17 protein-coding genes are annotated in these 18241 nt (G+C 61.8%); 6 read left to right on the top strand and 11 right to left on the bottom strand.

Annotation, left to right across the window (positions count from 1 at the left end; all coding sequences use genetic code 11):
• Positions 1-73: 73 nt before the first annotated feature.
• Positions 74-982: a LysR family transcriptional regulator gene (locus ASD95_RS19935; protein ID WP_046041267.1), complete on the bottom strand. Its 909-nt coding sequence runs from the start codon at positions 980-982 to the stop codon at positions 74-76.
• Between the two features lie 105 nt (positions 983-1087).
• On the opposite strand from ASD95_RS19935, the gene ASD95_RS19930 reads away from it, so the two are divergent.
• The 3 genes from ASD95_RS19930 to ASD95_RS19920 all read left to right on the top strand — a co-directional run bounded on the left by ASD95_RS19930 (position 1088) and on the right by ASD95_RS19920 (position 4230).
• Positions 1088-1684 (top strand): short chain dehydrogenase, encoded by a 597-nt coding sequence (locus ASD95_RS19930; protein ID WP_056720829.1) that lies wholly within the window; start codon positions 1088-1090, stop codon positions 1682-1684.
• A gap of 168 nt (positions 1685-1852) precedes the next feature.
• The gene (locus ASD95_RS19925) at positions 1853-2521 is read left to right on the top strand and encodes a COG3650 family protein (protein ID WP_056720830.1); all 669 of its coding nucleotides are present in this window, start codon (positions 1853-1855) and stop codon (positions 2519-2521) included.
• A 95-nt stretch (positions 2522-2616) separates the two neighbouring features.
• Positions 2617-4230 carry an NAD(P)/FAD-dependent oxidoreductase gene (locus ASD95_RS19920; RefSeq protein WP_056720832.1) on the top strand — a complete coding sequence of 538 codons (1614 nt, stop codon included), beginning with the start codon at positions 2617-2619 and terminating at the stop codon, positions 4228-4230.
• A gap of 95 nt (positions 4231-4325) precedes the next feature.
• Here the strand turns inward: ASD95_RS19920 and ASD95_RS19915 are convergent, their stop codons facing one another.
• Positions 4326-5423, bottom strand: a complete 1098-nt coding sequence (locus tag ASD95_RS19915; RefSeq protein ID WP_177336453.1) for a PLP-dependent cysteine synthase family protein — start codon at positions 5421-5423, stop codon at positions 4326-4328.
• A 247-nt stretch (positions 5424-5670) separates the two neighbouring features.
• Here ASD95_RS19915 and nhaA point away from each other — a divergent pair, with 247 nt between their 5' ends.
• Positions 5671-6858 (top strand): Na+/H+ antiporter NhaA, encoded by a 1188-nt coding sequence (nhaA, locus tag ASD95_RS19910; RefSeq protein ID WP_056720836.1) that lies wholly within the window; start codon positions 5671-5673, stop codon positions 6856-6858.
• A gap of 104 nt (positions 6859-6962) precedes the next feature.
• Here nhaA and ASD95_RS19905 read toward each other — a convergent pair whose 3' ends face one another.
• Positions 6963-7427, bottom strand: a complete 465-nt coding sequence (locus ASD95_RS19905; RefSeq protein ID WP_056720838.1) for a glycine zipper 2TM domain-containing protein — start codon at positions 7425-7427, stop codon at positions 6963-6965.
• 165 nt (positions 7428-7592) lie between these two features.
• Here ASD95_RS19905 and ASD95_RS19900 point away from each other — a divergent pair, with 165 nt between their 5' ends.
• Positions 7593-7829 carry a hypothetical protein gene (locus tag ASD95_RS19900; protein ID WP_056720840.1) on the top strand — a complete coding sequence of 79 codons (237 nt, stop codon included), beginning with the start codon at positions 7593-7595 and terminating at the stop codon, positions 7827-7829.
• A 5-nt stretch (positions 7830-7834) separates the two neighbouring features.
• On the opposite strand, the gene pdxH is transcribed toward ASD95_RS19900, so the two are convergent.
• From pdxH to dinG, 5 genes are all read right to left on the bottom strand, one after another.
• Positions 7835-8482, bottom strand: a complete 648-nt coding sequence (gene pdxH / locus ASD95_RS19895) for a pyridoxamine 5'-phosphate oxidase (protein WP_056720842.1) — start codon at positions 8480-8482, stop codon at positions 7835-7837.
• A 24-nt stretch (positions 8483-8506) separates the two neighbouring features.
• Positions 8507-9514 carry an OmpA family protein gene (locus ASD95_RS19890; RefSeq protein ID WP_056720843.1) on the bottom strand — a complete coding sequence of 336 codons (1008 nt, stop codon included), beginning with the start codon at positions 9512-9514 and terminating at the stop codon, positions 8507-8509.
• Between the two features lie 113 nt (positions 9515-9627).
• Positions 9628-10773 carry a serine hydrolase domain-containing protein gene (locus ASD95_RS19885; protein ID WP_056720845.1) on the bottom strand — a complete coding sequence of 382 codons (1146 nt, stop codon included), beginning with the start codon at positions 10771-10773 and terminating at the stop codon, positions 9628-9630.
• A gap of 219 nt (positions 10774-10992) precedes the next feature.
• The gene (locus tag ASD95_RS19880; RefSeq protein ID WP_056720847.1) at positions 10993-13485 is read right to left on the bottom strand and encodes a beta-galactosidase; all 2493 of its coding nucleotides are present in this window, start codon (positions 13483-13485) and stop codon (positions 10993-10995) included.
• Positions 13486-13581: 96 nt separating this feature from the next.
• Complete coding sequence (gene dinG / locus ASD95_RS19875) at positions 13582-15726, bottom strand: ATP-dependent DNA helicase DinG (RefSeq protein WP_007992389.1); 2145 nt, start codon at positions 15724-15726, stop codon at positions 13582-13584.
• A gap of 98 nt (positions 15727-15824) precedes the next feature.
• Here dinG and ASD95_RS19870 point away from each other — a divergent pair, with 98 nt between their 5' ends.
• Positions 15825-16289, top strand: a complete 465-nt coding sequence (locus tag ASD95_RS19870) for a CopD family protein (protein ID WP_056720849.1) — start codon at positions 15825-15827, stop codon at positions 16287-16289.
• Positions 16290-16350: 61 nt separating this feature from the next.
• Here the strand turns inward: ASD95_RS19870 and ASD95_RS19865 are convergent, their stop codons facing one another.
• The 3 genes from ASD95_RS19865 to ASD95_RS19855 all read right to left on the bottom strand — a co-directional run bounded on the left by ASD95_RS19865 (position 16351) and on the right by ASD95_RS19855 (position 18236).
• Positions 16351-17109, bottom strand: a complete 759-nt coding sequence (locus tag ASD95_RS19865; RefSeq protein ID WP_056720851.1) for a collagen-like triple helix repeat-containing protein — start codon at positions 17107-17109, stop codon at positions 16351-16353.
• Positions 17102-17380 carry a DUF1145 domain-containing protein gene (locus ASD95_RS19860; RefSeq protein WP_056720853.1) on the bottom strand — a complete coding sequence of 93 codons (279 nt, stop codon included), beginning with the start codon at positions 17378-17380 and terminating at the stop codon, positions 17102-17104. Before ASD95_RS19860 ends, ASD95_RS19865 begins: the two co-directional genes overlap by 8 nt.
• Positions 17381-17528: 148 nt before the next feature.
• The gene (locus ASD95_RS19855) at positions 17529-18236 is read right to left on the bottom strand and encodes an OmpA family protein (protein WP_056720855.1); all 708 of its coding nucleotides are present in this window, start codon (positions 18234-18236) and stop codon (positions 17529-17531) included.
• Positions 18237-18241: the final 5 nt, after the last annotated feature.

Genomic DNA, 18241 nt, shown 5'->3' with positions numbered 1-18241 from the left:
ATCTTTTGATCTTAAAAAACCAAAGTCAAAAGATCGCAGCCTTCGGCGGCTCCTACAGGGTCCGTGTGATGGTTCAAAGCCGATCCAGCACCTCCCCACTGCGCTTGAACCACCCGATCAGATAATCCGCCAGCACCTGCGTGCGCTTGGGCAATCCGCCCTGATACGGATGCACCAGGTACATCGGCATGCTGCGGGTCTGATAATCGCGCAGGAGCCATCGCAAACGCCCGTCGGCCAGTTCCGTTGGCAAACAGTAGGACGGCAAGCGCGCAATACCGGCGCCGACCAGTGCGGCTTTCTTCAACAGGTTGTAGTGGTTGCTGGCGAACGGCCCCGACACCCGCACCCGCAATAACTCGTGCTGCTGGTGATACAGCCATTCTTCGCGACCGCTGTAATGGCTGTTGAGCAGGCAGCGATGTTCGGCCAGCGCCTGGGGGGTTTGCGGTTCACCGTATTGTTCCAGATAGGCCGGGCTGGCACAGGTCAGTTCTTGCCACGCCAGCAGTGGACGCGCCACCAGTCGCTGGTCAATGGCCACGTCGGAACGAATCGCCAGATCGAAGCCGTCGCGGGACAGTTCTCGGTAACTGTTGTTGAGCTCCAACTCGATCTGTACCTGGGGATACTTGGCAGAGAACTCCAGCAACAGGCCATCGAAGAAGGTTTCCCCGAGCGACACCGGTACCGTCATCCGCACCGGGCCGGCCATGTCGTCCTTCAGACGCGCCAGGGCCTGGCGGGCCCGCTCGACTTGCACCACCAGCGCCTGGGCCTGGGGCAACAACGCAGCACCGGCGGCGGTCAGGCTCAAGCGGCGGGTGGTGCGTTGCAACAACACCACGGAAAACTGCGCTTCCAACTGGCTGATGCGCTTGGACAGCTGGCCTTTGCTGCAACCGAGCTGCTGCGCCGCCAGGGTAAAACTCCCCGCTTCGATCAATACCGCGAACGCCGCCAAGTCATCCATCTCGCTCATGGATTGTTTCCATTTGAAAACCAAAGGTTGCCTATTAGTGCGCTTATCCGGAGAAAAAACCACCCTAAACTGAAACCTCGTTCAACCCACACGAGGATCCCCCCCATGAAAATTCTTTTGATCGGCGCAAATGGCACCATCGGTTCGGCCGTCGACAGGGAACTGTCGCAACGTCACGAAATCATCCGCATCGGTCGCACCAGCGGCGACTTTCAAGTGGACATCAGTGACAGCGCCTCGATTCGCAAACTGTTCGAGCAGACCGGCAAATTCGATGCACTGGTGTGTGCCGCCGGCAACGTGACCTTCGCACCGCTCAACGAGATGACAGAAGAAAGCTTTGCCCTGGGCCTGAAAGACAAGCTCATGGGCCAGGTCAATCTGCTGCTGATTGGCCGCGAGTTCGCCAATGACGGTGCCTCGTTCACCTTCACCACCGGCGTGCTCAGCCACGATCCGATCTACAGCGGTGCCTCGGCAGCACTGGTCAACGGTGCGCTGGACAGCTTCGTCCGCGCCGCCGCCATCGAACTGCCCCGCGGCCTGCGTGTGAATTCGATCAGCCCGAATGTCCTGGTCGAAGCCATGGGCAAATACGCGCCGTATTTTCGTGGCTTCAAGCCGGTTCCTGCGGCGGATGTGGCTTTGGCCTACGCCAAAAGCGTGGAAGGCCTGCAAACAGGTCAGACCTTTCACATCTGAAAAGCAAAAGATCGCAGGCTGCGCCAGCTCCTACAGAGGCGTGCGCGTATTCCGTAGGAGCTGCCGAAGGCTGCGATCCTTCCGCGCCAATACAAAGTGGAGACGATAACGGGTTGTGATGAACGGTCAGGCTGAGTAACGTGGCGGCACTTGTCAGGAGACCCCAAGATGCGTGTTGCCCGTTCCTTAGTCCTCGTTGCCCTGCTTCCGCTGTTCGCCGCTTGCCAGTTGTTCGAGGGTGAGCGGCAGAACGCCTCCCATGTCGGCCAGACACGCATGCAAGGCCAGTTGACCGCGGCGGACGGCAAACTGCTGTTCCAGCCGTGCAACCAGACAAACCGCTACGTGGTCAACGACACGGGCGGTACCAGCGTCCTGCAGCAGGCCGCAAACCTGGCGGACAAGCAGGGCAAGCTGTTTGCCGACGTGCGCGGGCGGGTTGTGGCCGGCAGCGGTGGTGACGGCCAGCTCGATCTGGAGCAGTTGTACCGCGTCGAGCGCTCGGGCAACGCGTGCGACGATCCGAATTTCAAGCTGCTGATCCTGCGCGCCGCCGGCCACACCCCGCAGTGGAGCGTGAAAGTCAGCGGCAAAGGCATGGTCCTCGACCGGGCCGGCCAGCCGCCACTGGCCGTGCCTTACGTCGAGGAGCAACTGGGCGATGGCCGTTTCAACCTCAGTACCGAAGCCAACAACCAGCACATCGAACTGTGGGTTGCACCGCAACGTTGCGTCGACAGCAGCACCGGCAGCATCCAGCACATGAGCGCCGAACTGCGCATCGACGGTCAGGTGCAGCGCGGCTGCGGGTATTTCGGCGGATCGCGCGACGACTGATCGTTTTAGCCTCACGGGCCTGCGCCTTTGAGGCTTATAATCGCGGGCTTCAAACGCCCTGGCGCAGTTGTGCGCCCCGCGAACCGGATCCCGCCATGTTACGAATCACCGAACTCAAGTTGCCGATCGACCATCCCGAAGAAGACCTGCGCCCTGCCATCGTGCAGCGCTTAGGGCTTGCCAGCGATGACCTGCTCGATTTCACCTTGTTCAAGCGCAGCTACGATGCGCGCAAAAAGTCCTCCGAACTGTGCTTCATCTACACCATCGACCTTGAAGTTCGCGATGAGGCGGCGGTACTGCACAAGTTTGCCGATGACCGTAACGTCAGCGTGGCGCCGGATGTCAGCTACAAAGAAGTCGGCCAGGCACCAGCCGACCTGAGCGCGCGGCCGATCGTTGTCGGCTTCGGCCCGTGCGGGATTTTCGCCGGGTTGCTGCTCGCACAAATGGGCTTCAAGCCGATCATCCTCGAGCGCGGTACCGAAGTACGCCAGCGCACCAAGGACACCTGGGGCCTGTGGCGCAAAAGCGTGCTCAACCCGGAATCCAACGTGCAGTTCGGTGAAGGCGGCGCGGGGACGTTCTCCGACGGCAAGCTCTACAGCCAGATCAAGGACCCGAAATTCCTCGGCCGTAAAGTCCTGCACGAATTCGTCAAGGCCGGTGCCCCGGAAGAAATCCTCTACGTCAGCAAGCCGCACATCGGTACGTTCCGCCTGACTGGCGTTGTGGAAAACATGCGTGAGCAGATTCGCGCCCTGGGCGGCGAAGTGCGCTTCCAGCAGCGTGTCACCGATGTGTTGATCGAAGACGGCCAACTGGTCGGCGTCGAACTCAATGGCGGTGAGCAGATCCACTCCAGACACGTGATCCTCGCCCTCGGCCACAGCGCCCGCGACACCTTCCGCATGCTCCACGGCCGTGGCGTGTTCATGGAAGCCAAGCCGTTCTCGGTGGGTTTCCGCATCGAGCACCCCCAGTCGTTGATCGACCGTGCGCGCCTGGGCAAGTACGCCGGCCACCCGAAACTGGGCGCCGCCGACTACAAACTGGTGCACCACGCCAAGAACGGCCGTTCGGTCTACAGCTTCTGCATGTGCCCGGGCGGCACCGTGGTGGCGGCGACGTCCGAGCCGAACCGCGTGGTCACCAACGGCATGAGCCAGTACTCGCGTAACGAGCGCAATGCCAACTCCGGTATCGTCGTCGGCATCACCCCGGAAGTCGATTATCCGGGCGGCCCGCTGGCCGGTATCGAGTTGCAGGAACGCCTGGAATCCCACGCATTCGTGCTCGGCGGCAGCAACTACGAAGCCCCGGCGCAACTGGTCGGCGATTTTATCGCGGGCAAACCGTCCACCGAACTGGGCAGCGTCGAGCCGTCCTACAAGCCGGGCGTAGCCCTGGGTGATCTGGCGCTGGCGCTGCCGGCATTCGCCATCGAAGCGATTCGCGAAGCCTTGCCGGCGTTCGAGAAGCAGATTCGTGGTTACTCGCTGCACGACGCAGTGCTGACCGGCATCGAGACCCGCACTTCCTCGCCGTTGCGCATTACCCGTAACGAGTCGTTGCAGAGCCTGAACGTGAAGGGCTTGTTCCCGGCCGGTGAAGGCGCCGGTTATGCGGGCGGGATTCTGTCGGCGGGTGTTGACGGGATTCGCATTGCCGAGGCTGTGGCTCGGGATATCCTTGGCCTGGAGGCTTAAGGTTTAAAGTAAAAGATCGCAGCCTTCGGCAGCTCCTACAGGATTTACACCATCTCCTGTAGGAGCTGCCGAAGGCTGCGATCTTTTCATTTGTGTCAGATATTGGCGCGCAGCACGCTCGCCGGCAACGGCTCCCCCCGCTCCACCGTCGCCGCCACAACAGCCACCAAACCGCTCAACTCATACCCCTGAGCCTTGAGCCAGTCCTGATCGTAATAGGTCGTGGCGTAGCGCTCGCCGCTGTCACACAGAATCGCCACCATCGAGCCCGTCTCCCCCGCTGCGTTCATGTGCTGGGCGGCCATCAGTGCGCCGATCAGGTTGGTCCCGCTCGACCCACCCACATGCCGTCCCAGACGCTCCGCCAGGTAGTGCATGGCCGCAAGTGACAAGGCATCCGGCACCTTGACCATCGCGTCGATCACCTTGGGCAGAAACGACGCTTCCACGCGTGGCCGGCCGATGCCTTCGATACGCGAGCCGTGGTCCAGTCGCAGGCTGGCATCGCCGGTCTGGTAGTAATCGAAGAACACCGAACGCTCGGCATCGGCACACAGTACGCGGGTGCCATACTGGCGATAACGCACATATCGGCCCAGGGTGGCCGTGGTGCCGCCGGTTCCGGGGCTGGAAATCAACCAGCTCGGCTCGGGATGCTGCTCGAAACGCATCTGCTGAAAGATCGACTCGGCAATGTTGTTGTTCGCCCGCCAGTCGGTGGCGCGCTCGGCGTAGGTGAACTGGTCGATGAAGTGTCCATCATGTTCTCGAGCCAGACGCTCGGACTCCGCATAGATCCGGGTCGGATCGTCCACCAGGTGGCTTTGACCACCGTAGAAGGCGATCTGCGCGATCTTTTCCTTGGACGTGGTCGCCGGCATCACCGCAATGAACGGCAAGCCCAGCATACGCGCGAAGTACGCTTCGGAAATCGCCGTGGAACCGCTGGAAGCTTCAATGACCGGCGCACCGGGCTTGAGCCAGCCGTTACACAGCGCATACAGGAACAGCGAACGGGCCAGGCGATGCTTGAGGCTGCCCGTGGGGTGGCTGGACTCATCCTTGAAGTACAACTCGATGCCTGGAAAACCCGGCAGCGGCAAGGGGATCAAGTGGGTGTCGGCGCTGCGCTGGAAATCGGCTTCGATGATCCGGATCGCTTCGCGGGACCACTGTCGGTTGTCGCTCATGATGGTTTTCTCGTTGTATCGGGCAGGAGTCGGCCTTTTGAAAAGGCTCATCCAACAAGCTTAGGAAAAAACCCGCGTCCGGCACAGGTACAGCTGAAATCCAATACGCCCGGCAACTGCTAGGCTCAGGTCGATGCTGAGGGATCAGTCTGTAACGACATATAACAAAAAAGAATATAACTTTTGTTTTAACAACTAACAGTACTTGTTAGGGTGTAACACCTTTTGAATTCACAGATGGAGAGCGACCTTGCCTCTGCGTAGCACTTTCACGCGTTTCTTTCAGTTGGAAGCTGCCAGCGGTCTGTTACTGATCGCCGCTGCCGTTCTGGCTCTGATTATCAACAACTCGCCGCTGTCGTGGCTGTACAACGGCCTGCTGGACACTCCCGTGGTGGCCCAGATCGGCGCGCTGAAAATCGCCAAACCGGCGTTGCTCTGGATCAACGACGGCCTGATGGCGCTGTTCTTCCTGCTGATCGGCCTGGAAGTGAAGCGCGAAGTCCTCGACGGCCAGTTGTCCAAACCGTCGCAAATCGTCCTGCCCGGTGCCGCCGCCATTGGTGGCATGGTGGTGCCGGCGCTGATCTACTGGTACCTCAATCGCGACACGCCAGCGGCCCTCAACGGCTGGGCAATCCCGACCGCCACCGACATCGCCTTCGCCCTTGGCGTGCTGGCGCTGCTGGGCAAACGGGTTCCGGTATCGCTGAAACTGTTCCTGATGACCCTGGCGATCATCGACGACCTCGGCGCGATCATCATCATTGCGATTTTCTACTCCGGCGCGCTGTCGACCCTGTCCCTGGCGCTGGCCGCGACCTGTATTGCGGCGCTGATCGGGATGAACCGGCTCGGCGTGGTCAAGCTCGGGCCGTACATGATCATTGGCTTGATCCTCTGGGTCTGCGTGCTCAAGAGCGGTGTCCACGCCACGCTGGCCGGCGTGACCCTGGCCTTCTGCATTCCGCTGCGCACGAAAAATGCCGAGCCTTCGCCATTGCTGGCCCTGGAACACGCCCTGCATCCGTGGGTGGCCTACGGCATCCTGCCACTGTTCGCCTTTGCCAATGCCGGCCTGTCCCTGAGCGGTGTCACCGTTGAAAGCTTCACTCACCACGTCCCCATGGGCATCGCCATCGGGTTGCTGTTGGGTAAGACCGTCGGCGTCTTCGGCCTGACCTGGCTGGCGGTGAAAACCGGTATCGCCGCCCTGCCCCAAGGCGCCAATTGGGGTCAGATACTGGGCGTGGCGATTCTCTGTGGCATTGGTTTCACGATGAGCCTCTTTGTCGGCTCGCTGGCCTTCGAGCCGGGCGTGAGTGATTTCGCCGGGATGGACCGCATGGGGATCTTGACCGGTTCGATTCTGGCGGCGCTGATCGGTTATGTGGTGACGGCGATGGCGAGCCGCAAGAACAGTGCGCTGGCCTCCTGATAAACCGCAATAAACCCTGGCGCCAATCAAGACTCGCCTGAGCCGCAAAACAAAAAACCCGATCAGTCACCTGATCGGGTTTTTTGTTTATCCAGTGTTTGCGTTTAGTGCGAAACGCGGCTGGTGCCATTCACACTTGCGATGCGCACACGCTCGCCAACACGGAACACTTCGTTCGGCTGAACTTCCTGTACGTAGGCGCGCATGCTGCCATCGTCTTCGCGCACGGTGATTTCCACACCCTGGGTGCGGGTCAGGCCTTCTTCCGCGGCCGAACCGATCAGGCCGCCGGCGACTGCGCCAATGACCGCCGCAACAATACTGCCCTTGCCGCCACCGATGGAGCTGCCGCCAACGCCACCGACCACTGCGCCTGCAGCGCCGCCGATCGGGGTCTTGGTGCCTTCGATTTTCACCGGGCGCAATGCTTCGATGGTGCCCATGCGAACGGTCTGCACCCGACGCGCCTCGTCACGGGAGTAGGAGTCACCGGTCAGGCTCGATTGGCAACCAGTGAGCAACATCGCCATCGTGGAAAAGGAAGCAACCAGCAGGACAGACTTACGCATAGCATCAACTCCAAAGAAACAGTTGTTCATTAAACTCCGCGGCTTGACGCCTGTCACGGCATCGCCCGGGTAAAATTGTTTTGATTCAGGCTCCGTTAAGGCGCCTCCACGAACTCACACAGTAGCGGCAAACTCTGAAAACTGCCCCACTGGCCAAGGATTTCAATGGACTACTTTATCATCGTCGTCACGACTGTTGCCGGTTTGTACTTCCATTGGTGGCTGTACGTGCGGATCAAACGCTGGATGGACCGCGACCTGGCGCTAGCGCTGGCGGGCAAGGACGAGCAGAAAAAAGCCTTCATGCTCGAACGACTGGCGAGTGCCCGGGCGCAGAAGATCAAGCGTCGAGACCTGCCGAAGTGGCTGGAGGCCGCTGCGGCAGGCTATCCCGATCGGTAGACTGCTCAGGGTGCCAGACGTTCAAGAATCCAGTCGGCGCCCTGCTGGCGGTAATTGAGGCGGTCGTGCAGGCGGCTTGGGCGGCCCTGCCAGAATTCGATGCGTTCCGGCAGCAGGCGATAACCGCCCCAGTGTTCCGGGCAATGGGGCTGGGTGTCGCTGAAACGTTGCTCGGTATTCTTGAGCAGCGCTTCGAGTTCGCCACGACCGGCGATCACCCGGCTCTGCGGTGACGCCCAGGCCCCCAGGCGACTGCCCAGCGGACGGACCTGATAATAGGCGTCGGACTCCTCAGGCGTCACCTTCACCACCCGTCCTTCGATACGCACCTGGCGCTCCAGCGCCGGCCAGAAGAACGTCATGGCCGCGAACGGATTCGCGGCCAGATGCTGGCCCTTGGCGCTTTCGTAGTTGGTGAAAAAGGTGAAGCCCTGCTCGTCCAGGCCCTTGAGCAACAGAATGCGACAGTGCGGTCGACCGTCCTGGTCAACGGTGGCCAGGGTCATGGCGTTGGCTTCCACCGGTGCCTGCTCGGTTTTCACCGCGTCGGCGAACCACTGGTGGAACAGTGCGAACGGCTCGGCCGGGGCTTGTGCCTCGGTCAGGCCATCACGGGTGTAGTCACGACGCATATCAGCCAGGCCCTGGGTCATGGCGCATTCCTTTTGGTTAACGAATCACTGCTTTGCAGTATCAGTGGCGACGACTTTCTTGTCAGCCGTGGAGGCTTTGGCTGGTGTGGTCTTTTTTGCCGGCGTTGCGGTTTTCGCCGGTGCTTTCTTGGCCGACGCTTTTTTCGCGGGCGCTTTTTTCGTCGCTGGAACAGCAGCCTTTTTAGTCGCAGGGGCCGGTGTCACAGGTTTTGCGACCGGCTTGGCGTCCGCGGCAGCGACCATGGTCACAGGTGCCGGAGCCGGCATATTGTACTTGCTCAGCAGCGCGACCATGGTGTTTTGCGGGGTCACCAGCAGTTCCACGCGACGGTTCAACGCACGCCCTTGCACGCTGTCATTGGCGGCACGCGGCGCGTCACCGCCCAGGCCACGCAGCATCAGGCGATCACGCTGCAAACCACTGAGACGGAAAATCGCCGCAACGGACTGGGCACGCTCCTGGCTCAGCTTGACGTTGGCCGGCGCCGCGCCGGACGTATCGCTGTGGCCGAGGATCAACACAGCGGTCTTTGGATCGGCTTCAAGGATCTTGGCAACGCGGGTGAACGGACCGAGTGTGACCGGCAGCAGCATGGCCGGACGATCCGGGTTGAACGAGCCTTCGACCGGCGCAGTCACCACCAGCACGTTTTCGCGGCGCTCGAGTTGCATGTTGCTGCCCTTGACCGCCTCGCGCAGTCGCGGTTCGTAGTCGTCAAGCCAGGCCTGGGTGACTTTCGGGTCAGGCATCGGCACAACTTTGGCGGTGCTCTGCTCGCTACCGCCGAACGGCCACCACCACTTGCTACCGCTATCGGTTTCAGCCTTGGCCGCCGCAACGGGTTTGACTGCGGGCTTCACCTCCGGCTTGGCCACGGGCTTGCCGGCGCTGTCGTCGGAACCGAACGGCCAGTACCAGTGGCTGCCGCTTTCAGTCTTGGCGACAGGTGCCGTCGCGTCTTTCTGTGGAGTCTGTGCGCAACCGGTAATAGCGAAGCACAGGGCCAAAGCGAGGGTTTTATTGGATGACATTGGATATCCACAAAAATGAAGTCAAAAAAATCAGGCCACATTGGCCGGTAGAAGCAGACGGTTTGAAACTGAAAAGGTTATCGGGTTCCAGCCCTGGAACCCGATAGCCGCTTTTACAGACAAGTGGCCAGAACCCGCACCAGCTTTTGCGCGCGCGGGTCCATCAAGACGTACGGCCCCAGGGTATTTGTCACAAATCCGAAAGCCACATCGTGCTCCGGATCGGCAAAACCGATGGAGCCGCCGGCACCCGGATGACCAAACGCCCGCGGGCCAAGGCCGAAAGTGGCATTGGCAACATCCGGTTGATCAAGCATGCAACCCAGGCCGAAACGGGTCCGGGTCAGTAAAGTCTTGTCCTCGCCGTGGCTGTGCTCGCGAGTCAATTCATCGAGCATTTCGCTTTCCAGCAGGCTGCCGTCCAGCAGGCCGGCGTAGAATCCGGCCAGGCTGCGGGCATTGCCATGACCATTGGCGGCCGGCTGTTGCATGCGTCGCCACTCGGGTTTGTTGGTGCTGGTCATAATCGACGGCGGGTTAGTGAACGCCCGGGTCGTCATGGCCGTTGGCTCACGCATGGTCACTTGCAGCAGGCGCTGGGCCGCGGCATCGCCGACATTGCCCTTGCCCCGCGCAATGTGGGCCACGCGATGGAACTCTTCGTCGGCCAGGCCCACATGGAAGTCCAGGCCCAACGGTTTGGCGACCCGCGCGACGATGGATTCACCCGGCCCGCGACTGTCGGCACGGCGCAGCAATTCGCCGATCAGCCAGCCATAGGTGATCGCCGCGTAACCGTGGCCTTCGCCCGGCGTCCACCACGGCGTTTCGGCGGCCAGGGCGTCGACCATGGTTTGCCAGTCGTAAAGGGCTTCGGGGGCCAACAACTCGCGCAATGCCGGTAGACCGGCCTGATGGCAGAGCAGTTGACGCAGGGTGACGGACGCTTTGCCCGCTGCGGCGAATTCAGGCCAGTAGCGCGCAACCGGGGCATCCAGTTGCAGCTTGCCTTCGGCCACCAGCTGCAGCGCGGTGACGGCGGTAAAGGTCTTGGTGCAGGAGAACAGGTTGGCGATGGTGTCGCTATGCCAGGCCTCGGCCCCGTCCTTGTCGGCAGTGCCGGCCCACAGATCGACAACGGTTTCGCCACCGACCTGGATGCACAACGCGGCGCCACGCTCCTGGGGATCGTCGAACAGCGCCGCGAACGCCTCTCGCACCGCTTCGAACTTAAGCTCGTAATGACCCTGAATCTGCACCCGCAACTCCCCGGATTAACGCTCTACAAAGTGGTCGGCATTGTTCCAGCCCTTGAGGGTTTTGGGAACAGGGTTGGGCCGGGCGGTCGCTCTGCCATCAACTTGAAATGCAGTGGTGATGCCAATGACGCCTTCGCGAGCAGGCTCGCTCCCACAGGAGAATGCATTCCAAAGTGAGAGCGAGCCTGCTCGCGAAGAACGATGACACGGTTTCAGCGATTAATGGCCTTTGCCGGAGTGCCCACCCGCGCCTTTCCCCGGCCCCTTGCCGGCCTCGGCCTTGCGGCCGCCCTCGGCGTCGTGGCTGGCTTTGTCGGCGGCGGTTGCAGCCTTCTCGGCCTCTTTGCCCAGTTGCTCGACTGTCGCCAGGTTGCTCTTGCGAACACTGTCGACAAAACCCTGGAACGGTAGATCAGTGATGCCCACCAACCCGAAGTGACCGTTTTCACCGTCAAGCAGGCGTCCGGTTACAGGTTGATCGAGGTACTGGAACCAATGCACGCCGACAATCGACGGCTCGCTCAATGCCTGCTTGAGGAAGTTGGCGTACGCCGGACCGCGGTCTTCCTCCTTCGCCAACGGCGTAACGCCGCCCCAGAACGGGCCACGATCGGCCGAACCGAAATTGAACTCGGTGATCAGCACCGGTTTGTCGAGACTGCGCAGCTTGGCGAAGTCGTAACCATCCTGGGGTTGCAGGGTGTACATGTTGAAACTCAACACGTCGCAGTACTGGGCGCAGGACTCCACGGCTTCCGGTGTGCTGATCGCGAAGCGGCCGCCGAGCAGCAACTGGTTCGGCGCGTGCCACTTGAGTGAGTCGGAGATGGTCTTGAAGTAAGTGTCGGCAAAGACCTTCTGGAAGTATTTGAAGTCGGCTTCGATTTCCGGGTGCTCGGCGCTCGGGAGCGGCGGTACGAACCCCGGATCCTCCATCAGTTCCCAGGCTGGCAGCTCAATGCCCCAGGCCTTCGACAGGCCCGCCTGATTGCGGTACTTGTCACGCAGTTGCTTGAGGAATGCGCGCTTGGCCGGCACGTCGGTGGTCATTTTCAAGGTGCCGTAGGCCAGGGCATAACGGGCTTTCGGGTCATCGCCGGGACCGGCCCAGGCCAGTTCGTTGTCGGCGTAGTAACCGATCAGCCAAGGATCGTCACGATGGTCGCGGGCAGCAATCGCCACTGCACGCTCGGTGGCCATGGCGAAACGCGGGTCGAACGGGTCGGGCATGCCGCCCCACCAGTCGGTGCCGGTGCTGATGCTGGCGTAGTCGCCGACGATCGACAGCGGCATGGTGTAGGGCACACGATCAGCGTCGCCCAGTGCGGGTGCGCTCCAGTTGCCGATGGTGTTGAAGCCCCAGGCCTGCAAGCGATCAAGGGTGTGACTGGCCCAGCGCTGCTCGTCGAACAGCGCCTTGCACGGTTCGGCAGGTTTTTGCTCGGTGGCATCCGCCACCGTCGCTTCAGTCTTGGCCGCTTCGGCGATGCCAGACTCGGCGGTTGCAGGAACAACGGGTTGTTCCGCCGCCTTGGTCGCTGTCGCTTCAATCGCATCGGCTTTGGCCGCCGCGGCGACACCGGCCTTGGTATCGCTACCCTCCGCGCACGGATCGCCATACAGGCGCTGCAGGTTGGCACCGTAGAAGTCGTACCAGCGACCGGCATTGTAGCCACGCCCTTGATCGGCACCATTGCCGCCACGGTTGTCACCTTCGCCATAGTGGCTGGCGAGTGCGTCATCTGCTTTGGGCAGGGATTCGAACATCCATTCACGACCGGCAACGTAGGTCGGGTTGACGTCTGCAGCGACGGTGTTAACCCCGAGCGAATAAAACGGATGGCCCTGCGGTGTCACCAGATACCAGCGTCCGTCGCGCTTTTCGGTGCGGAAAAAGCCACTGGCCTTGAAGGACGGGCCTTTGGTCAATCCACCGAACTTGTCCAGGGAGGACTTTTCGCGCTCGGCCAGCCAGGTTTTCAGTTGCTGCAGCTCCTTGCTGGCGGCGCTTTTCAGTTGTTCGTCGCTGCTGACTTTTTCCGGCCATCTGGCCCGGGTCGACTGACCGTAAGCATCCACCAAACCGCCATAAACGGCCTGGGTGACCGACCCGCCGTCCTGCACACCAAAGCGTTCCAGCAGGATGCTTTGCGCGGCTTTGGGCTGGTCCATCGACAGGCTCACCGACACCACCTGGCTGCGATCCAGCTCACCGGCGCTGCTGGCCAGCAACACTCGCTGCCCCTCAACGGTCATCGGCATAGGCGGGCCAGCCTTCATGCCCAGGCTCAGCGGTGATGTCGCTTGCAAAGGCACCAACAGGGTTTGCGCAGGCCCCGCCGGCAGATCGACGCGACTGACCAGTGTCTTGCCGTCGTTGCTCTGGATGGTCACGTACAGGGTCAAGGCCCAGTCCATCGCGCTCTGGATCCGCAGGCTCATGACGCCCGACTGCGACCAGTCCCAGGCGCCGGTTTGCGGGGTCAGGCGCAACGTCGGCCGGGCGACCGGGTTGAACGTCACCCGGCGCAGCACTTCGCCTTCGGGGGTTTGCTCGGCGTTGGATTGCGGCAGGCTGGCGTCCTGAGTCGCCACCTGGACCACGTCGGCGGGGCGCACGAAGTTGAACAGCGTCTGCTGGCCGGCGGGGGCGGCCAACAGCGGTGTTGCGAACATCAGGGCAAAAACAGCAGGCAACGAACGGCAAATCATGAGAACGAAATTCTCCCTAACGACCTTCAATGGGCCAGTGGAAAAGCGATGGCAGAGAGATAGACAACGCGGCGGGCAAAACTGCCCACCGGTGCTTCAGGAAATTTCTCGACGGAACGGCGGCAACGCATTGAGGATGGCTTTGCCATAGCGCTGGGTCACCAGGCGCCGGTCGAGCAAGGTGATAGTGCCGCGGTCTTCTTCGGTGCGCAGCAAGCGACCGCAGGCCTGGACCAGCTTCAGCGAGGCATCCGGCACGGAGATTTCCATGAACGGATTGCCGCCCCGGGCTTCGATCCACTCGGCCAGCGCTGCTTCGACCGGATCATCGGGTACCGAGAATGGAATCTTGGCAATGACCACGTGCTCGCAATAGGCACCGGGCAAGTCGACCCCTTCGGCGAAGCTCGCCAGGCCGAACAACACGCTGGAATCCCCACCATCGACCCGCGCCTTGTGCTTGTTGAGGGTTTCCTGTTTCGACAGGTTGCCCTGGATGAACACTTGCTTGCGCCAGTCGCGGTCGAGGCCGTCGAACACGTCCTGCATCTGTTTACGCGAAGAAAACAGCACCAGCGTGCCCCGCGAGCCTTCGACCAATTCAGGCAGGTCACGAATGATCGCGGCGGTATGCGCCGCTGCATCACGGGGATCGGCGTTCAGGTTCGGCACCCGTAGCACACCGGCGTCAGCGTGATGGAAGGGGCTTGGCACCACGGCCGTCACGGCTTTTTTCGGCAGGCCGGCGCGCATGCGGAAGCGGTCGAAGGTGCCGAGGGCCGTCAGGGTCGCCGACGTCACCAGGCAGCCATACGCCACGTTCCACAGGTTGCGGCGAAGCATTTCCGCCGCGAGGATGGGGCTTGCGTTGACCTCGATGTCGAACAGCGAACCGCTTTCGGCCAGGGTCAGCCAGCGGGCCATCGGCGGGTTGTCTTCCGGGTCCTCGACGGTGAAGGCAGTCCACAATTCCCAGTTGCCGGAAGAACGCGACAACAGACTACCGAATAGCGGATACCACTCCTCGGCCTGGTTGCTGGCGATGCCAATGTTGACCTCGCCATCCATGCCTTCTTTGAGCAACTCGGTCAGGCGGGTGAACAGATCGGTCAGCCGCGCGAAACCCTTCTTCAGTTCGATGCCCATTTCACGCATGTGCTCGGGGATCACCCCGCCGACGAATCGGTGACGCGGGCGCTCGCGGCCTTCGACGTCTTCGCCGGGCTTGAAGTCGGCGATCTGCTCGCAGGCGGTGAACATGAACTGCTGCTGGGTCTTGATCTCCCGCGCCAGCTCCGGCACCTGCTCGATCAACTTGCCCAGGTCCCCCGGCAGCGGGTGCTGGGCCAGAAGCTTGGTGAGGTTCTTGGCGGTGGTCTCCAGCCAGTCGGCGGTGGAGCGCAGGCGCGTGTAATGGGCGAAGTGGCCGATGGCCTTGTCCGGCAGGTGATGGCCTTCGTCGAACACGTAGATGGTGTCGCGCGGGTCCGGCAGCACGGCACCGCCGCCCAGGGCGAGGTCGGCCAGCACCATGTCGTGGTTGGTGACGATCACGTCGACCTTGCCCATGCCTTCGCGGGCCTTGTAGAAGGCGCACTGGCCGAAGTTCGGGCAATGACGGTTGGTGCACTGGCTGTGGTCGGTGGTCAGGCGCGCCCAGTCGGCGTCTTCCAGGGCGGTGGACCAACTGTCGCGGTCGCCGTCCCACTTATTGCCGGCGAGTTTCTCGATCATGCTGGTGAACAGCTTCTGGCTGGCCTCGTCGACCTCGATCTTGAAGCCTTCTTCTTCGAACAACTGAGCAGTGGCGGTCTGCGCGTGGCCTTCCTGGAGCAACATGTCGAGCTTGGACAGGCACATGTAGCGCCCGCGCCCCTTGGCCAGGGCGAAGCTGAAGTTCAGCCCGCTGTTGCGCATCAGGTCAGGCAAGTCCTTGTAGACGATCTGCTCCTGCAGGGCCACGGTGGCCGTGGCGATCACCAGGCGCTTGCCGGCGGCCTTCGCCGTGGGAATCGCCGCCAGGCTGTAGGCCACGGTCTTGCCGGTACCGGTGCCAGCTTCCACCGCGACAATCGCGGGGTCGCCACTGCGCCGGCCTTCGTCGTCGGTGTCGATATCACCCAGGACCTTGGCGACTTCGGCGATCATCAGGCGTTGGCCATAACGCGGCTTGAGGCTCTTGGCTTCGAGAAAACGCGAGTAGGCGCCCTGGATCGTGGTTTTGAGTTCAGTGCTGATCATGGATTGTCGGGCGCAAAAACGCTGGATAAATTTTCAGTGGTTCGGTTTGGTCGCTATCATACCCCGCTAATGAATCCCGCGCAGAACGGAGTAACCCAATGACACCTTTTAGCCTCATTTATAGCCTGCATGTACTGGCCGCCCTGGTCTGGGTCGGCGGCATGTTTTTCGCCTGGATGGTCCTGCGCCCCGCCGCGGTGACGGCACTGGAAGGCCCTGCCCGGCTGAAGCTGTGGGTAGAAGTGTTTCAAGGATTTTTCCGCTGGGTCTGGGTGGCGGTGGTGCTGTTGCCGGTCAGCGGCGTGGGCATGCTGCACATGCACTTCGGTGGCTTTGAAACTGCGCCACGTTATGTGCAGGTGATGATGGGCTTGTATGTGGTGATGACCGCGCTGTTTATCCGGATTCAGGCGCTGATGCTGCCGGAGCTGCGCACTGCCGTGGCCGAGCAGGATTGGCCCGTTGGTGCAGCGGTGCTGGGGCGGATCCGCAAGTTGGTGGGGATCAATCTGTTGGTGGGATTGGCCTTGGTAGCGATTGCTGCGGCTCGGCCGATGTTCTGAATCTGCCGGACGGGTGTGGCAGGGGGGGATTGCCCTCTCGCCACAGAGGGCCTGGTAAGTTTTACAAGCGCTGAACCGTCACCGAACCCGCAGCCCCTTCCGGCCCGGGCTGCCCGTCAGCCCCGGGTTTACCGCTCTTGCCGCCATCGGCCTTGTAGATCAGGCAACCCTTGGCCTTGCCACCCGCCCCCGGTTTGCCGCCAGGGCCGGCCAGGCCACCGGCACCGCCCGCCACCTGAACCTTGATCCGGTCCGCCGGGAAGTCGTGCGGCACTGCCAGCTTGACCAGCGCCCCCGGTGCTCCCGGCTGGCCATTGCTACCATCACTGCCATCGGCACCGCGCCCCGCCTGCCCCCAGGTGCAGCCCGGTTCCTGGCCGTTGGCCCCGTCAAGGCCAATGAACCCCGGTGCGCCCGCACCACCGCGAGCATCAACGTTCAATTGCGCTGCGTTCAGTGTCTTGATCTGCAAATCAAGGCTGCGTCCGGATCGAGCGGCCTTCTGGTAAGTCCCGGGTGAGCCACGGGAGGTGATCTGGCTGCCTTCGGACAAATCAGCGCGACGAACCTTCAGCGCCAGCGCCTGTTCCCCCGGCACGATGGCAATGCGCGCTTCACGCCCCAGATGCAATTCACCCACGGTGACTTCCGTGACGTTCGAAGGAATCAGCAAGGTACCGTAATCGGCCACCACCAGGCGTTCCAGTTGCAGGGTGCTGGCGGTGTTGGGCAAGCGCATCAGCGAGTTGGTTTCGACACTCACCACCTGTGCGCTGGCCAATGGGCTGATGAGTGCGACGAGCAGACAGAGTTTACGCATGGGAAGCCTTCGAAGCGCTGGGAGCTGGAATGGTTTGCAGGTGGAATACGCCGAAAATGACGATCTTCAGGCGGTCAAGCCAGGGATGGGCGCGACCTCGAAGGCTGCGATAGCACAGCAACGCTTCCAGAAGATGGATGAACCCCAACAGGCCGCCGGCCAGGTTGACCAACGGGTGCAGCGGAAAGACAAACGGTGTGAGCAGATTGACCAGCACTACCGCCCAGAACAGCAAGGTCAGTAACCGCCCCAGTCCCCATATGACGTTCATACGCGCCCCCGATGAGAATTATTGTTTGCGCGCACAGTAACGGCTTCCACGCGGGATAAGCCAGAGGGCAACGGAAAAATCTTCATGAAGGCCGCCAAACGGCCGTCGTAGCGATCATACCCGTCGCCCGACGGCTCTATCTCTTGGCTCAGCGGTTTATATGCAGTTCCACGCGACGGTTTTTCGCACGACCTTCTTCGGTTTCGTTGCTGGCAATCGGTTGGCTCTCACCCCGGCCTTCGCTGGTGACTTTGTTCGGCGCCACGCCCTGGCTCAACAGGTATTCCGCCACGCTGCTGGCACGCCGCTCCGACAAGGCCTGGTTATAGGCATCCGAACCGACGCTGTCGGTATGGCCGACCACCTTGATGCTGACCACATCGGCATCCTCGAACTTGCTCATCAACGCATCCAGTTGACTCTTCGCTGTCGGGGTCAGCTCGGATTGATTGAAGACAAACAGTACATCGCTCAGAGTAATGACTTCGGATTGCGCAGGCTCGACCTGGACGCTGTCCGGGTATTGCGGCACCGGGCAGCCCCGATGGTCGACCGGGGTATTGGCAGGGGTATCAGCGCAACGGTCGCGTCGGTCGAAAACGCCGTCTCCATCTTCGTCGCCATCCTGGGCATAGCAGATCAAGCCGCCGGACAAGATACCCAGCGCTGCCCCGCCCGCGGCCCAGGCACCACTCTCGATTGCGCCCAGACCACCACCGACCAGGCCGCCGATGAGGCTGCAAATTGGCCAGGTGCGTTGATTGAGGGGGGCAGTGCCATCGCTGTGGGTCGCGCAGCCGGTCAAGAGGCTGCCAAGTAGCAGAACCGGCAAGACGGTCCTTGTGAGAACGATCATATTGA

This window comes from Pseudomonas sp. Root71, assembly GCF_001429045.1.
GTDB classification, from domain to species: Bacteria; Pseudomonadota; Gammaproteobacteria; order Pseudomonadales; family Pseudomonadaceae; genus Aquipseudomonas; species Aquipseudomonas monachiensis.
Note: the sequence above shows the minus strand (reverse complement) of the source record. Positions and strands in the feature narration are given on the sequence as shown.

Excerpts from the sequence above, each read along its gene's own strand:
- ASD95_RS19935 (WP_046041267.1), bottom strand. The coding sequence starts at position 982 with ATGAGCGAGATGGATGACTTGGCGGCGTTCGCGGTATTGATCGAAGCG.
- ASD95_RS19930 (WP_056720829.1), top strand. The coding sequence starts at position 1,088 with ATGAAAATTCTTTTGATCGGCGCAAATGGCACCATCGGTTCGGCCGTC.
- ASD95_RS19925 (WP_056720830.1), top strand. The coding sequence starts at position 1,853 with ATGCGTGTTGCCCGTTCCTTAGTCCTCGTTGCCCTGCTTCCGCTGTTC.
- ASD95_RS19920 (WP_056720832.1), top strand. The coding sequence starts at position 2,617 with ATGTTACGAATCACCGAACTCAAGTTGCCGATCGACCATCCCGAAGAA.
- ASD95_RS19905 (WP_056720838.1), bottom strand. The coding sequence starts at position 7,427 with ATGCGTAAGTCTGTCCTGCTGGTTGCTTCCTTTTCCACGATGGCGATG.
- ASD95_RS19900 (WP_056720840.1), top strand. The coding sequence starts at position 7,593 with ATGGACTACTTTATCATCGTCGTCACGACTGTTGCCGGTTTGTACTTC.
- pdxH (WP_056720842.1), bottom strand. The coding sequence starts at position 8,482 with ATGACCCAGGGCCTGGCTGATATGCGTCGTGACTACACCCGTGATGGC.
- ASD95_RS19890 (WP_056720843.1), bottom strand. The coding sequence starts at position 9,514 with ATGTCATCCAATAAAACCCTCGCTTTGGCCCTGTGCTTCGCTATTACC.
- ASD95_RS19880 (WP_056720847.1), bottom strand. The coding sequence starts at position 13,485 with ATGATTTGCCGTTCGTTGCCTGCTGTTTTTGCCCTGATGTTCGCAACA.
- dinG (WP_007992389.1), bottom strand. The coding sequence starts at position 15,726 with ATGATCAGCACTGAACTCAAAACCACGATCCAGGGCGCCTACTCGCGT.
- ASD95_RS19870 (WP_056720849.1), top strand. The coding sequence starts at position 15,825 with ATGACACCTTTTAGCCTCATTTATAGCCTGCATGTACTGGCCGCCCTG.
- ASD95_RS19865 (WP_056720851.1), bottom strand. The coding sequence starts at position 17,109 with ATGCGTAAACTCTGTCTGCTCGTCGCACTCATCAGCCCATTGGCCAGC.
- ASD95_RS19860 (WP_056720853.1), bottom strand. The coding sequence starts at position 17,380 with ATGAACGTCATATGGGGACTGGGGCGGTTACTGACCTTGCTGTTCTGG.
- ASD95_RS19855 (WP_056720855.1), bottom strand. The coding sequence starts at position 18,236 with ATGATCGTTCTCACAAGGACCGTCTTGCCGGTTCTGCTACTTGGCAGC.